Annotated in this window: 12 protein-coding genes; 7 read left to right on the plus strand and 5 right to left on the minus strand. The window is 73.2% G+C overall.

Going from position 1 to position 14,248, the window contains the following annotated elements:
* Window positions 1-52 precede the first annotated feature (52 nt).
* Window positions 53-2,329 carry a catalase gene (locus tag DAI17_RS14875; RefSeq protein ID WP_107773989.1) on the minus strand — a complete coding sequence of 759 codons (2,277 nt, stop codon included), beginning with the start codon at window positions 2,327-2,329 and terminating at the stop codon, window positions 53-55.
* Between the two features lie 351 nt (window positions 2,330-2,680).
* On the opposite strand from DAI17_RS14875, the gene DAI17_RS14880 reads away from it, so the two are divergent.
* The 3 genes from DAI17_RS14880 to DAI17_RS21325 are packed head-to-tail and all read left to right on the plus strand — an operon-like array spanning window position 2,681 to window position 5,556.
* Window positions 2,681-3,139 (plus strand): NfeD family protein, encoded by a 459-nt coding sequence (locus tag DAI17_RS14880; RefSeq protein ID WP_107773990.1) that lies wholly within the window; start codon window positions 2,681-2,683, stop codon window positions 3,137-3,139.
* Between the two features lie 5 nt (window positions 3,140-3,144).
* On the plus strand, window positions 3,145-4,239 hold the full coding sequence (locus DAI17_RS14885) for an SPFH domain-containing protein (RefSeq protein WP_199905146.1): 1,095 nt from the start codon (window positions 3,145-3,147) through the stop codon (window positions 4,237-4,239).
* A gap of 57 nt (window positions 4,240-4,296) precedes the next feature.
* Window positions 4,297-5,556 (plus strand): SMI1/KNR4 family protein, encoded by a 1,260-nt coding sequence (locus tag DAI17_RS21325; RefSeq protein WP_199905147.1) that lies wholly within the window; start codon window positions 4,297-4,299, stop codon window positions 5,554-5,556.
* 18 nt (window positions 5,557-5,574) lie between these two features.
* Here DAI17_RS21325 and DAI17_RS14895 read toward each other — a convergent pair whose 3' ends face one another.
* On the minus strand, window positions 5,575-7,395 hold the full coding sequence (locus DAI17_RS14895) for a PhoX family protein (RefSeq protein WP_159081578.1): 1,821 nt from the start codon (window positions 7,393-7,395) through the stop codon (window positions 5,575-5,577).
* A 124-nt stretch (window positions 7,396-7,519) separates the two neighbouring features.
* Window positions 7,520-8,587, minus strand: a complete 1,068-nt coding sequence (locus tag DAI17_RS14900) for an NAD-dependent epimerase/dehydratase family protein (RefSeq protein ID WP_107773992.1) — start codon at window positions 8,585-8,587, stop codon at window positions 7,520-7,522.
* A gap of 136 nt (window positions 8,588-8,723) precedes the next feature.
* Between DAI17_RS14900 and DAI17_RS14905 the strand changes: the two genes are divergently transcribed.
* Window positions 8,724-9,536 (plus strand): LLM class flavin-dependent oxidoreductase, encoded by an 813-nt coding sequence (locus DAI17_RS14905; RefSeq protein ID WP_107773993.1) that lies wholly within the window; start codon window positions 8,724-8,726, stop codon window positions 9,534-9,536.
* 18 nt (window positions 9,537-9,554) lie between these two features.
* Here the strand turns inward: DAI17_RS14905 and DAI17_RS14910 are convergent, their stop codons facing one another.
* Window positions 9,555-11,048 (minus strand): amidase, encoded by a 1,494-nt coding sequence (locus DAI17_RS14910; RefSeq protein WP_107773994.1) that lies wholly within the window; start codon window positions 11,046-11,048, stop codon window positions 9,555-9,557.
* 63 nt (window positions 11,049-11,111) lie between these two features.
* Here DAI17_RS14910 and DAI17_RS14915 point away from each other — a divergent pair, with 63 nt between their 5' ends.
* A complete protein-coding gene (locus DAI17_RS14915) occupies window positions 11,112-11,858 on the plus strand; it encodes a DinB family protein (protein WP_107773995.1) in 747 nt (248 codons plus the stop codon).
* A 62-nt stretch (window positions 11,859-11,920) separates the two neighbouring features.
* On the opposite strand, the gene DAI17_RS14920 is transcribed toward DAI17_RS14915, so the two are convergent.
* Window positions 11,921-12,949: an aldo/keto reductase gene (locus DAI17_RS14920; RefSeq protein WP_107773996.1), complete on the minus strand. Its 1,029-nt coding sequence runs from the start codon at window positions 12,947-12,949 to the stop codon at window positions 11,921-11,923.
* Between the two features lie 55 nt (window positions 12,950-13,004).
* Between DAI17_RS14920 and DAI17_RS14925 the strand changes: the two genes are divergently transcribed.
* Both DAI17_RS14925 and DAI17_RS14930 read left to right on the plus strand, forming a co-directional pair.
* Window positions 13,005-13,748 (plus strand): DsbA family protein, encoded by a 744-nt coding sequence (locus DAI17_RS14925; RefSeq protein ID WP_107773997.1) that lies wholly within the window; start codon window positions 13,005-13,007, stop codon window positions 13,746-13,748.
* Window positions 13,745-14,221: an SRPBCC family protein gene (locus DAI17_RS14930; protein ID WP_107773998.1), complete on the plus strand. Its 477-nt coding sequence runs from the start codon at window positions 13,745-13,747 to the stop codon at window positions 14,219-14,221. Before DAI17_RS14925 ends, DAI17_RS14930 begins: the two co-directional genes overlap by 4 nt.
* Window positions 14,222-14,248: the final 27 nt, after the last annotated feature.

Consider the following 14,248-nt stretch of genomic DNA (forward strand, 5'->3'; position numbering starts at 1 on the left):
CCGACGCGCCCGGGACGGGGCGCCTCCGGGGCCGGCATCGCAGGGCGAGCCGTCACACCGTCGTCGCGAACCGCTCCCACACGCGGTGGGTGCTCATCAGCTCCTGCACTTGGGCGAACACCTCGGCGGGGTCCGCCCCGACGACCACGCCGGCGCCGGCGCAGGCGCTCGCCTCGAGCACGCCGCGGCCGTCGCCCCAGGCGCCGACGGCCTTGGAGTGGCGGAAGCACTCCTGCACCAGGAGCGTCACCCGCGGGTCGGTCGCGCCGGACGGCGTGCCGGCCTTGGTGTCGCGCGCGACGACCGCGTCGGGGGCCGGCGGGGCGGCGCCCGCCACGAGCAGGGCGTCGAACTCCACGGACCGGGCCGTGCCGAAGGTGCGCTGGGCGATCAGCCCGCCGCCCAGGTCGCCGCCGTGCGGGCCGATGACGAGCGGGACCATCCCGGCGGCCAGGACCGCGCGGCGTACGTCGTCGGCCCCTCCGGTGTCACCGTCCGGGTCGACCACGATGCCGACCATCCGGCCGTCGGCGGGCCACTCCTCGCCCACCTGGGAGAGGGCGGGGCTGGCGTCGGGCTCGGCGTACTCCACGGTCCGCTCCGGCGCGGGCAGTCCCAGCCCCTGCGCGACCTTGGCGCACAGCTCGGCGTCGACGTTGGCCAGCGCGAGCAGCTGCCGCTCCTTGACCGCCTGCTCGTAGCACTTGCCGAGCTCGAAGGTGTAGGCGAGCACGATGTGCTCCTGCTCCACCGGCGTCATCGACTTCCAGAACAGGCGCGCCTGGCTGAAGTGGTCGTCGTACGACGCGGGGTTCTCCCGCACCTTGGCCGCCTCGGGCACCCTGACCGGCACGTCGACGAACGCGCCGTCGCCCGCGCCCGCGTGGAAGGGGCAGCCGCCGTCGAGGCTGTTGGGCCTGTACGGCGCGACGCCGGCGTGGTCGCCGTGCTGGTGGAGGCCGTCGCGCAGCATGTCGTTGACCGGGGCGTGCGGCCGGTTGATCGGGATCTGGGAGAAGTTGGGCCCGCCGAGCCGGGTCAGCTGCGTGTCGACGTAGGAGAACAGCCGCGTCTGGAGCAGCGGGTCGTCGGTCACGTCGATGCCGGGCACGAGGTTGCCGACGTGGAAGGCCACCTGCTCGGTCTCGGCGAAGTAGTTGCGGGGGTTGCGGTTGAGGGTCAGCAGCCCGATCGGCTGCACCGGTGCGAGCTCCTCCGGCACGAGCTTGGTCGGGTCGAGCAGGTCGATGCCCTCGAAGACCTGCTCGGGGACGTCGGGGAAGACCTGCACGCCGAGCTCCCACGACGGGTACGCGCCGGACTCGATGGCGTCGGCGAGGTCGCGTCGGTGGAAGTCGGGGTCGAGGCCGCCGAGCAGCTGCGCCTCCTCCCACACCAGGGAGTGCACGCCGAGCCGGGGCTTCCAGTGGAACTTGACCAGCGAGGTGTCGCCCTCGGCGTTGAGGCAGCGGAAGGTGTGGACGCCGAAGCCCTCCATGGTGCGGTAGGACCGGGGGATGCCGCGGTCGGACATGTTCCACATCGTGTGGTGCTGGGCCTCGGTGTGCAGCGACACGAAGTCCCAGAAGGTGTCGTGGGCGCTCTGCGCCTGCGGGATCTCGCGGTCGGGGTGCGGCTTGGCGGCGTGGACCACGTCGGGGAACTTGATGCCGTCCTGGATGAAGAAGACCGGCATGTTGTTGCCGACGAGGTCGAAGGTGCCCTCGTCGGTGTAGAACTTCGTCGCGAAACCGCGGGTGTCGCGGACGGTGTCGGCCGAGCCGCGCGAGCCCAGCACGGTGGAGAAGCGCACGAAGACCGGCGTCTCCTTGCCCTCGGCGAGGAACCCGGCCGTGGTCACGGTGTCGGCGTTGCCGTAGCCGACGAAGACGCCGTGGGCGCCGGCGCCGCGCGCGTGCACCACCCGCTCGGGGATCCGCTCGTGGTCGAAGTGCGTGATCTTCTCGCGCAGGTGGTGGTCCTGCAGCAGGGTGGGGCCACGCGGGCCGGCCTTGAGCGAGTGGTCGGTGTCGCGCAGCCGCGCGCCCTGCGACGTCGTGAGGAACGCGCCCTGCTGGGCACGTGCCGTCGGGTCGGAGGCGACCTTCTCGCCGGTGGCCGTGCGGACCTCGGGGCCGGTCTGGTCGGGTTTGGGGGCCAGCGGCTCGCGCGGCTCGGTGGGCTCCTCCAGGCTGGGCGGCTCGCTCCCGGGCGCACCGGGCGCGGGCTTCTCGAGCGCCGCGGCCGCGCTGTCGGCGATGGCCTCGGCCGCCTCGGCGGTCTTCCGAGCGGCCTTCTTGACGGCGTCGGTCGGCTTCTTCAGGTCCATGTGCAGTCCTCCGGTCGTCGGGTGTCCCGACTCGGGTGCCCCGATGGACCGCATGCATGCGCCCGCCGCGCGCCGTCCCGGCAGCCGGACGGCGCGTCGTACGACGGGTGCCCCTGGCAGCTCGCCAGGCCCGTGCGGAAATAGAAGAACCGCCCACGGTCTCGGGTCCGTGGGCGGTTCTGAGGACGAAGTTACCCGGCGCTCCTCCTCAGGACAACCACGGGGGATCCACGGCCGATCAACAGGACGCCGTCCGCGACCTCACGGGAGGGAACGACCGGGACCTTCGGCCGGGTCGGGTTTGACGGGCCGGCAGTACCCTTGGGAGCACATCCCCGACGGGTTGGTCTCATGGATTCGTACGTCTGGCTGGCAGCCGCAGTGCTCCTCGGCGTGGTGGAGTTCCTCACGCTGACGCTGGCGTTCGGCCTCCTCGCGGGCGCGGCCCTCGTCGCCGCCGTGGCCGCCGGGCTCGGCGCCCCGGTCGTCGTCCAGCTCCTCGCCTTCGCCGTCACCGGTGGCATCGGCCTCGTCGCCGTACGTCCGATCGCCAAGCGCCACCTGGCGCTGCCGCCGGCGTCCCGCGACGGCTGCGACGCCCTCATCGGCCGGTCGGCCGTGGTCACCCGCGAGGTCAGCGCCACCGGCGGCCTGGTGCACCTGTCCGGGGAGGACTGGTCGGCCCGTTCCTACGACGAGGCCCTGGTGATCCCGCCGGGCGTGCGCGTCGATGTCTACGAGATCGAGGGTGCCACCGCCCTGGTGCACCCGTCCGAGCCCCTGCCCGACCCCCGACCCAGAGAGGTGTGAGTGCCATGGAGCTGTGGGTGCCGATCGTCATCCTGGCCGCCCTGGTCGCCTTCGTGGTGGCCTCGTCCATCCGGATCGTGCCGCAGGCCAGGCGGTACAACATCGAGCGGTTCGGCCGCTACCAGCGGACGCTGGAGCCCGGGCTCAACCTGATCATCCCGCTGGTCGACCGGGTCAACACCAAGCTCGACGTCCGCGAGCACGTCTACTCCTCCGAGCCCAAGCCGGTCATCACCGAGGACAACCTGGTGGTCGCGATCGACACCGTCCTCTACTACCAGATCACCGACCCGCGGCTGGCGGCGTACGGCGTCACCAACTACCTCCAGGCCATCGACCAGCTCACCGTCACCACCCTGCGCAACCTGATCGGGTCGATGGACCTCGAGAGCACGCTCACCTCGCGCGAGACCATCAACCTCCGGCTGCGCGACGTGCTCGACGAGGCCACCGGCAAGTGGGGGATCCGGGTCAACCGGGTGGAGATCAAGGCCATCGACCCGCCGCACAGCATCAAGGAGGCGATGGAGAAGCAGATGCGCGCCGAGCGCGACAAGCGCGCGGTGATCCTCCAGGCCGAGGGGCAGCGGCAGTCGCTGATCCTCACCGCGGAGGGCACCCGCAACAAGCTGATCCTCGAGGCGGAGGGCAAGCAGCAGGCGATGGTGCTCGAGGCCGACGGCGAGGCCCGAGCGCTCGAGCGGGTCTTCCAGGCGGTCCACGACAACGACGCCGACCCCAAGGTGCTGGCCTACAAGTACCTCGAGATGCTGCCCCGCCTCGGCGAGCACGGCAACGGGTTCTTCGTGATCCCCGGCGAGCTCAGCGAGGCGCTGCGGACGGTGACCAAGGCGTTCGCGGGCGAGGCCGAGGCGGCGAGCGGGGGTGCGGCGGAGGGTACGACGGCGGGCTCGGCCGCGCCGCCGAAGGCTCCGGCCGCCCCGCCCGTCGTCGCGCCCTCGCCCCCGCCGGCCATCGAGCAGATCCTCGGGCCGTCGCTCGACGCCTCAGTCGACTCCGTGCCGGACACCTCGCTGGACACCTCGCTGGACACCTCGCTGGACGCCGAGCAGGTGAAGCCCCACGGGCTGGGGGCGTGACGCACGGACCTCACCGATCCGCCACGCGGGCTGCCCGCGGATCCCTAGGCTGCCCGCGTGCCCCCGCCCCGAGCGTTGCCCGCTGACGACGTGGCCGGGCTGCTGCGCCAGTGGAGCGATGCGCAGCTGGACGCCTTGGACGCCCTGGACCTCCCGGTCGAGCCAGCCGCTCGCGCCGGCACGGTGCTGCGTCCCCCGGCCGCCGAGGCGCAGGTGGCTGCCGCCGAGCAGCGGCTGGGCGTCCGGTTGCCGCCGTCGTACCGGGACTTCCTGCTGCTCTCCGACGGCGCGTACGCAGACACGATCGGCGCCGTGGTGGCCGCCGGGGTCCGCGAGGGGGACCCGGACGACGCGTGGGGGTTCCTCCCGGTGTCGGAGGTCAGGTGGTTCGTCGACGTCGAGCCCGCGACGGTCGACATCTGGCTGCAGGTGCAGCGCGAGGTCGACGAGATGGGCCTCGACCAGGACCCGGCGCCGCTCTTCGAGGGAGATGAGGTGCGGGACCACCGTCCGCTGCGGGACGCACTACTCATCGCGCGGGGTATCGACGCGAACTGCTCGTTGCTGGTGCCGGTGGGCAGTCCCGCCGCGGGCGACGAGTGGGAGGTCTGGGACCACCACAAGGAAGGCAGCACGCGCTGGTCGTCGTTCCGCGCCTACCTGGCCGACACCGTGGAGCACCACCTGGGCGTGGACGTCGACGAGGCCGACGTGCTGCTGCTCCTCGCCGACGCCGAGCGCGGCGACGCCCGGGCGGCCCGGCGGCTGGCGCGGGTCCGCTCGCCCGGGGCGACGCCGCTGCTGCTGGACGCCGCGCGGCGCGGCGCGGTCCTGCTCGCCGTCACGTCGGCGCTCGCGCGCATCGGTGGCCACGACGTCGTCGCAGCGCTCATCGACCTGCCGCCGGCAGGGCGGCAGCAGGCGTTCGTCAATCGCGCGCTGGCGCTGATCGGCACGCCGGCGGCTCTCGACCACCTCGCCGACGTGGGCGACTTCCACCAGCTGTCCCGGGTCGGGGACCCTCGCGCGGCCGAGATCGCGCTGGCCCACCTGAGGGAGGACGACTCGACGACGAGCGCTGCACGCCTGCTCGCCCGGCTGCCCGACCCGAGGTGGGTGCCTGACCTCCTCGATGCCTACGACCGGCAGTCCGGCGACGAGACCCGGGTCTCGATCCTGGGCGCGATGGCGGAGTGCGGCGCGTTCGAGGAGGTACGACGCCGGGCGCCCGACCTGCTCGACGGGCCGTACGGCTACGTGGCTCGCTCGCTCCTGACCAGGACGGACGGTACGACGGACGGCGCTGCCCCACTCTGATGTGCAGGTCGCCGTGGGCTACAGCCCCGGCACCCTGAGCAGGGCGAGCTGGCCGCCCTCGCGCTTGTAGGTGAAGTCGGGCTGGCCGTCTCCGTTGTTGTCCTCGCCAGGTGCCTGCTCGACCCACAGTGAGTGCGCCTGGACGGTGATGAGGAACGCGCCGGGTCCGAACGCCGCTGACGCGTCGACGATCCCCGACGACTCCCAGGCGCCCCAGTTGCCGGGCGACCGGCCGTCGACGTCGGTCGCGCCGCCGTCGGCGGACTGGTCGACCTTGGCGATGACGTCCGGCGTGCCGGAGAAGGGCGTGAACCACAACCGAGCCGTCGTCGCGCTCGGGTCGGTCGAACCGGCCGGGAACTGCTGGCTGGACCCGGGGTCCTCGGTGATCAGCAAGCCCGTCGGCGTGGACTCGAGGTTGTCGGGCTGGTGCACCTCCGTCGGCGTCTTGACCGGGTTGTCGTCGCCCTCCACCTGCACCGTCAGCGAGGTGACCTTGGTCGGGTCCTCCTTGTCCAGCTCCATGCGCCAGATCCGGCCGTTGGTCGAGCGGAAGGGCGTGTCGAGGGCCTGGTCGGCCCGCCGCCCTCGACCCGAGTCGGCGAGGTAGACGACGTTGTGCATCCCGGGACGCTTGTCGTAGGCGATGTCCTCGATGCGGACGAACTGGAACACGTTGTTGATGTCGCTCCAGTACTCCAGCACCCACTGGGGACCGTCGATCCCGGTCGGCGTCGTGAGCCGCAGGTCCGTCTGCCACGTGCCGTCGTTGGGCGGGGCGGGGTAGCCGAGGTCGGCGGCCGTGATCTCGGTGCCGTCGGGGTTCTTGCCGGTGGCGATGTTCCTGGGGACCTTGATGAAGTGGCCCTGGACGTCGGTCCCCGATCCGGGGAGCACGTCGTAGTAGTCGTTGACGCCGGGGGTGTCGGACACGAACGCCCACAGGTCGCCCCTGTCCTTCATCAGGGACCGCGAGCTCTTCGCGATGTAGGAGTAGACCTGCGACTGTGCGGGCGCGGAACCCACACCGGGGACGGTGAGGGGCCCACTGGTGAACGTGTCGTCGCCCGAGAGCACGACCGGCTTGCCGTAGCCCGGCACGGGAACGGCGTTCTCGTGGTTGTGGCGGCCCATGCCGTAGATCGGCACGCTCCTGCCGCTCTTCACGTCCAGCGCCACGACGAGTCCGCCCTCCTCCTCGTCGGGACTTCCGGGAACCGGCGGCCACGAGTCTTCCTGGCGGTAGACGTAGTCCGGAGTCTCCTCGTTGGTGAGCAGGACGGGCCGGCGGAAGCCCTCGCGCTCGGTGGCGAGGTAGTTGGAGCAGAACCTCTGGTAGCCCTCGCTGCTGTCGATGACCATCTCCCCGCTCAGCGTGGCCGCGCCGCGCCTGCTCACCACCAGGTGGCTCACCTGCGCGTTGTCGAAGTCGTTCTCGCCGTTGGCGGCGGTGGGAGCGGCCGGCACGTAGGGGAAGGGGACCTTGCTCGTCTCGTGGTTGACGTAGACGTCCACCAGGCCGTGGCGGCGGGGCAGGAGCGAGATCCCGTCCGGGATCGCCTCGAAGCGGTACCCGCTGGCGAGCTCGTCACCGACCGTCAGCAGGGGCGTCACCGTGACGCCGGGCCGGACCGCGGTGAGCATGGCCGGCTGCGCCGTGCGGAAGCCATGCCGGTCGTGATGGTGGTGATGGTCGTCGCCCGCGGTCGCGGGGCTGACCCCGCTGAACGCCAGCGCGGCGGCCGCGGCCGCTGCGACGACCGTCGTGGGCCGTCCCGCGCGGCCCACCCGCGTGCGCCGGCGCGTGGCTCCCGATGGCTGTCGGCTGATCCGTGACATGTCTGTCCACCTCTCGGTCCGGGGCGCTCGACCACGCCTGGCTCAGCTGGTCGTCAACAGCATCTCGTCGGGCGGCGGAGCAGCGCATCGTCACAAGTGCCTAACCGTGCGAGCCGGACGCTGCCTACGGTCGGCGACGCACACTGACCGGACCGTGCCGGACGAACCGTCCGAGGCCCGCGGCGACCGAGCGCGGCCGCAGCACCGGCGAGCGGTCGGCTGCCGCGTCGCGCATGCCGGCCAGCGTCTCCTGCAGGACGGACACGGCATCCCGGGTGGGGGACCAGCCGAGCTCGGAGGCGGCCCGGCTCGTGTCCATGAGCGGTACGCCGTAGCCCAGGTCGATCCAGCCGGCGTCCAGCTGCTGGAGCCGCGCGTGCCAGCTCAGGGACACCGCTGCCCTCACGACCGCTGCCGGGACGTGCACGAGGCGGGCGTCCAGCGCCGCCGCGATGTCGGCGGCCGTGACCGGCGGCGCGGCCGCCACGTTGAAGGCACCGGGAGCCTGCGCCTCGAGGACCCGCGCGACGGCGTCGGCGAGGTCGTCGGCGTGCACCATCGGCACGGCCAGGCGCCGGTCCAGGGGCAGCACCGGCACGTGACCGATGACGGACGCAGGGACCAGGGCCGGGACGGCGTACCGCAAAAGGGCGCTGCCCGCGTCGCGCTGGCCGACGATGCCGGGACGCATCCGGGTGACGACCATGTCGGTGCCGTCCGCCTCGAGCGCGTCGAGGAGCCGCTCGGCGGCTGCCTTGTGCCGGCTGTACATCGAGCTCGGCACCCCCTCGGTCGGCCAGCTCTCGTCGACGGGTGCGTCGTCGCGCTTGGGGGAGTAGGCGCCGACCGAGGACATGTGCACCAGCTGCCGCACGCCACCGCGGGTCGCGGCCTCGATGACCCGGCGCGTGCCGCCCACCCCGAGCTCGGCGAGGTGGTCCTCCCGGTGCGTGGGCTGGAACCCCCAGGCCAGGTGCACCACGGCGTCCGCGCCGGCGCAGGCGACCTGGAGGGCGCCCTCGTCCTCGGGCCGGGTCAGGTCGAGCGTCAACCACTCCACCTCGTCGAACGGCGCGGCGTCCTCGGGGCGGCGTCGTACGACCCCGACGAGGTCGTGCTCGTCGGTCCGGGTGAGGCGCCGCAGCAGGGCCGACCCGACGTTGCCGCTGGCTCCGGTGATGACGATGCGCATGGTGCACCGTAGGTCGGAACCGGCCGCACCGACGCGGCTCGCACCCCTAGGGACGGGTCGGCGGGCGTCGTCGCGACGGGCCTACGGCGCCGCGACCGTGGCAGGCTGGAGTCTCCCCTCGAGCCCAGGAGCGACCATGGTGGACGTCGGCGTCGTGTTCCGTCCGCAGCAGCCGCCCGAGGAGCTGGAGGCGGTGGCGCGCGCCGTCGACGCAGCGGGGGTGCCCGAGCTGTGGCTCTGGGAGGACTGCTTCCTCGAGGGCGGGATGACCACCGCGACGGCGGCGCTGGCGTGGTCCACCCGGCTCCGCGTCGGCATCGGGCTGCTGCCGGTGCCGCTGCGCAACCCCGCGCTCGTCGCGATGGAGCTCGCCACCGTCGAGCGGCTGTGGCCGGGACGCCTGGTGCCGACGCTGGGCCACGGCGTCCTGGACTGGATGGGGCAGGTGGGCGCTCGCGTCGACTCGCCGATGACCCTGCTGCGCGAGCACGCCGAGGCGGTGCGCGACCTCCTCGAGGGCCGACGGGTGGACGTGGACGGCCGCTACGTCCGGCTCGACGGGGTCGCCCTGGACTGGCCGCCGGCCGCGCGTCCGCCGCTGCTGGTCGGGGCCCGCGGCGAGCGGACGATCCGGCTGGCCGGGGAGGTCGGCGACGGGGTGCTGCTCGACTCCGTGACCGACCCCGGGACCGTACGCCGCGCCCGAGCGCTCGTGGACGAGGCCCGTGCCGGCACCGGTCGCCCGGGCCGGGCGGTGGTCACGGCCTACACGCAGGTCGACCCGGGCGCCCCGGCCGGCGAGCTGGCGGAGCAGGTGGCGGAGCGGGTGGCGGTGCTCGCCGAGGCCGGGGCGGACACCGTCGTGCTGCAGGGCACCGGCGAGCGGCCCGACCCGCGTCCCGTGGTCGAGGCGCTCGGGGCGGCGGGCCTGGTGCCCGGCCGCGGCTGAGTGGACGCGGCGTACGCCTCAGACGGTCGGCACCGGCGCCGGGTGCCGCCAGGCCCACGGCTGCGCCTCCTCGAGCTGCGCCGCCAGCCTGAGGAGGTCGCCGTCGGCGCCGAGCGGGCCGACGAACTGGACGCCGAGCGGCAGCCCGGTGGCGGTCCAGTGCAGCGGCACGTTGATGGCCGGACGGCCGGTGAGGTTGGCGAGCTGGGTGTAGGGCACCCAGTCGAGGTTGTCCGAGATGATCTCGTCGAGCATCCCGGTCGCGGTCATCACCCGGCCGGCGTGGAGCCGGCTGACGACCCGTGCCGCCTTCTGGAGGCGGTCCGGCGTGCGGGTGGCGAAGACCGGCAGCGGCGGCTTGGCGAGCGTCGGGGTGAGGAACATGTCGTACGTCTCGTGGAAGTCGGCGAGCGCGTGCACGTAGCCGGTGACGTTGTTGAGCGCCTGCATCATCGGCAGCAGGCCGGCGGCGCGACCGAGCTCGGCGCTGGCCAGGGTGTCGGCCTCGAAGTGGCTGTCGGGCGCCTTGAGCCGCAGCCGGGCGTCGCTGACCTGGGCGTAGAGCTGCGCGAACCAGATGGTCAGGAAGTCGCGCGCGAGCGCCTCGTCGTCGTGGGGTGGGGAGACCTCCTCGACCTGGTGCCCGAGCTCGGTGAGCAGCTCGGCGGCGCCCTCGACGGCCGCGATGGCCTCCGGGTCGGGGTGGGCGTTGATCGCCGAGGAGACGGAGTAGCCGATGCGCAGGCGACCGATCGGGTGGCGCAGCTGCTCGGCGAAGGGCACGTCGTGCAGGGCGGCGCGGTAGCCGGCGCGCGGGTCGTGGCCGATGATCGCGTCGAGCAGGGCGGCGCTGTCGCGGACCGTGCGGCTGACCACGCCCTGGGTGACCATGCCGCCGATCCCCTCGCCGGCCTGGGGGCCGTAGGGGCCGATGCCGCGGCTGGTCTTGAGGCCGACCAACCCGTTGCAGGCTGCCGGGATGCGCACGGACCCGCCGCCGTCGTTGGCCCCGGCGGCCGGGACGATGCCGGCAGCGACCGCGGCGCCGGAGCCGCCCGACGAGCCGCCCGGAGTGTGGGCCGTGTTCCACGGGTTGCGCGCCGGCCCCCAGTACTCCGACTCGGTGACGCCCTTCGCGCCGAACTCGGGGGTGTTCGTCTTGCCGAAGACGACCAGCCCGGCGTCGAGGAAGCGCTCGGTGACCAACGCGTGCCGGTCGGCGACGTCGTGGGCCAGCGCACGGGAGCCGTTGGAGGTCGGGAACCCGGCGTACTCCTGGCCGAGGTCCTTGATCAGGAACGGGACTCCGGCGAAGGGCCCGGACAGCGACGGGTCGGCCGCCCGCTCGTCGGCGACCCGGCCGAGGTCGGCGACGACGGCGTTGAGCGCCGGGTCGACCGCGTCGCGGCGGGCGCGGGCCAGGGCCAGCAGCTCGGTGGCGGTGACCTCGCCGCGCGCGACCAGGTCGGCGAGGGCGGTGGCGTCGTGGCTGAGGTACTCCTCCGGCGTCATGGGATCGGAGGCTACCCAGCAGGACCCTTCCCCGTGCGCCGACTGCGTGGAAGAGTCCGGTCGGTGGCCACCATCTCCCGGTCCGAGGACCTCCAGGGTGCCGAGCTCGTCCTCGTCAACCTGCGCGGGGCCCGCTTCGTCGCGGCCGACCTGTCGGGCGCGGTGATGCGCGGCGTGGACGTCCAGGGCGCCGACATCGACGCCCCGTGGCTGTCCGAGGACGGCGCCTCGCTGCGGGTCAACGGGGTCGAGGTCGCCCCGTTGGTCGACGCCGAGCTCAATCGCAGGTTCCCCGGCCGCTCCGAGCGTCGGGCCGAGTCGCCGGAGGGGCTGCGGGCGGCGTGGTCCGCGGTCGAGCGGACCTGGGCGGCCACGCTGGCCCGGGTGGCGGCGATGCCACCCGGCACCGTCGACGCGTCGGTGGGCGGCGAGTGGTCCTTCGCCCAGACACTGCGGCACCTGGTGATGGCGACCGACACGTGGCTGGGGCGGGCCGTCCTCCGGCTCGAGGCGCCGTACCACCCCCTCGGCCAGCCCAACGACGAGTACGCGAGCGACGGCTACGACATGTCCGTCTTCACGACGCGCGTGCCGTCGTACGACGAGGTGCTCGAGGCCCGGGCGGACCGGGTGGCGATGGTGCGCGACTTCCTCGCTGCGGCCACGCCCGAGCTGCTGGAGGAGCCGCGGGCGGCCGCGTGGGACCCCGACCACCGCATGAGCGTGCGCGAGTGCCTGCACGCGATCCTCAACGAGGAGTGGGAGCACCACCGCTTCGCGGTGCGCGACCTAGACGCACTGGCGCGTTGAGCACGTCCACCGTCAACGCACCAGCACGTCGCGGACGTGAGTCACACCGTGCCGATCGCGAGTCAGCCTCCGGCGAGGTCGCGGCTGCGCTGCTCGATGCCGAGCTCGCCGTAGGGGTAGTCGCCGGGTGCGAGGTCACTGGCCTCGTCGAGGGTCTCCCGCTCCTCGGTCGACAGCTCGAGGCCGGCTGCTCGCAGGTTGGCGGCCAGCTGGTCGCTCGTGCGGGCGCCGAGGATGGTGGACACCACGGCTGGCCGGTTGTTGACCCAGGCCAGGGCCACCTCGGCCATGGACACCCCACGGCCCTGCGCGACCCGCTCGACCGCGTCGATGATCCGCCAGGTGCGGCCGCTGCCGCGGCGGTCCCAGGCCTCCATCCCGCGGCCGGGGTCGTCCCCGAGCCGGGTGTCGCCGGTGGGCCGCTGGTCGCGGGTGTACTTGCCCGACAGCCAGCCGCCGCCGAGCGGGCTCCAGGGCAGCAGGCCGATCCCGGCGTCGCGAGCAGCGGGCACGACCTCCCACTCGATCTCGCGGACGATGAGGCTGTACTGCGGCTGGAGCGTCACCGGTTCGCGCAGGCCCAGTGCGCGGGCGGTCAGCACCGCCTTGGTGAGCTGCCACCCGGTGAAGTTGGACAGGCCGTAGTAGTGGATCTTCCCGGCCTGCACGAAGCCGTCGAGCGTGCGGAGGGTCTCCTCCATCGGCGTGTGCGGGTCGAAGGCGTGCGCCTGGTAGAGGTCGACCGCCTCCACCCCGAGCCGGGCGAGGGACGCGTCGAGGGCCCTGGTGAGGTGTCGCGCCGACAGCCCGCTGCCGTTGGGCCCCGCGTCGGTGGCGAACCTGCCCTTCGTCGCGAGCACGACGGACTCGGTGACGTCCGTCGGGCGATCGGACAGCCAACGGCCGATGATCTCCTCGGAGACCCCGGCGGAGTAGACGTCAGCCGTGTCGACGAGCGTGCCGCCTGCCTCGACGAACATGTCGAGCTGCTCGTGGGAGCCTGCCTCGTCGGTCTCGGCGCCGAAGGTCATCGTCCCGAGGCACAGCTCGGAGACCGCGCAGCCGCTCTTGCCCATCAGTCGGTATCGCATGTCTCACCCTAGGCACGGCCGCGGCTCCTGAGGCCCCGGGTCCTAGGGTCGGTCCATGGCCTCCGCTGACATCCGCTTCTACTTCGACCCGGTGTGCCCCTTCTGCTGGCTGACGAGCAAGTGGATCCGGATGGTGCAGGCCGAGCGCGACCTGTCGGTGGACTGGCGGTTCATCTCGCTGCGCCTGATCAACGAGCACATCGACTACGACGCCCACTTCCCGCCGGAGTACGAGGCCGGGCACACCGCCGGGTTGCGCCTGCTCCGCGTGGTCGCCCGCGCGCGGGAGAAGCACGGCGCCGAGGCGGTGGACGCGCTGCAGGCCGCCCTGGGGGCGCACATCTTCGACACGCCGCCCGCCGACACCTCGGACGACCGGGCGGACCGAGAGCGACGCGGCACGCGGGAGTTCCTCGAGCCGATCCTGCGCGAGGTGGACCTGCCCGATGACCTCGCCGACGCCCTCGACGACCCTTCCTGGGACGACGCGATCCGCGCGGACGGCGACGAGGCCCTCGCGCTGACCGGCAAGGACGTCGGCACGCCGATCATCCACTTCGAGCCGCCGGACGGGGTGGCGTTCTTCGGGCCTGTGATGAGCCGACTCCCCGAGCCCGGCCGGGCCGGGGAGGTGTGGGACCACGTGATCGGCCTGGCCCGCTTCCCCGGCTTCGCCGAGCTCAAGCGCAGCCTGCGCGAGAAGCCGCAGCTGGTCGGCTTCGGCGTGGCGCCCGGCACCGTCGGCGCGGAGGAGGACTGGCACGGTGGCAGCCGTCGACAGAGGAGTGAGCGCGGATGACGCAGATGGAGTCACGGACCCACCGGGGCGCGGTCGTCGTCGCCGCCACTCCTGAGGCGGTCTACGACCTCGTCAGCGACGTCACCCGGACCGGCGAGTGGAGCCCCGTCTGCACCTCCTGCTGGTGGGACGACGAGGCCGAGGCGGGTCGCGTCGGGGTGTGGTTCACCGGGCGCAACGAGACCCCCGACCGGACCTGGGAGACCCGGTCCCGGGTGGTCGCGGCCGAGCGCGGCCGCGAGTTCGCCTGGGTCGTGGGCCAGGGGTTCGTGCGGTGGGGCTTCGTCCTCGAGGCGGAGGGGGACGGCACACGGCTGACCGAGACGTGGGAGTTCCTGCCGGCGGGGCTGGCGATGTTCGCCGACAAGTACGGCGACCGCGCTGCGGCCGAGATCGAGGACCGGACCCGGCACGCCCACGCCGGGATCCCCGCCACGCTCGCTGCGATCAAGGGGATCGCGGAGCAGGCCTGAGTCGCCCTGGCCGTGCGGGCCCGTGTG

Source organism: Nocardioides sediminis (assembly GCF_003047295.1).
Lineage (GTDB): Bacteria > Actinomycetota > Actinomycetes > Propionibacteriales > Nocardioidaceae > Nocardioides > Nocardioides sediminis.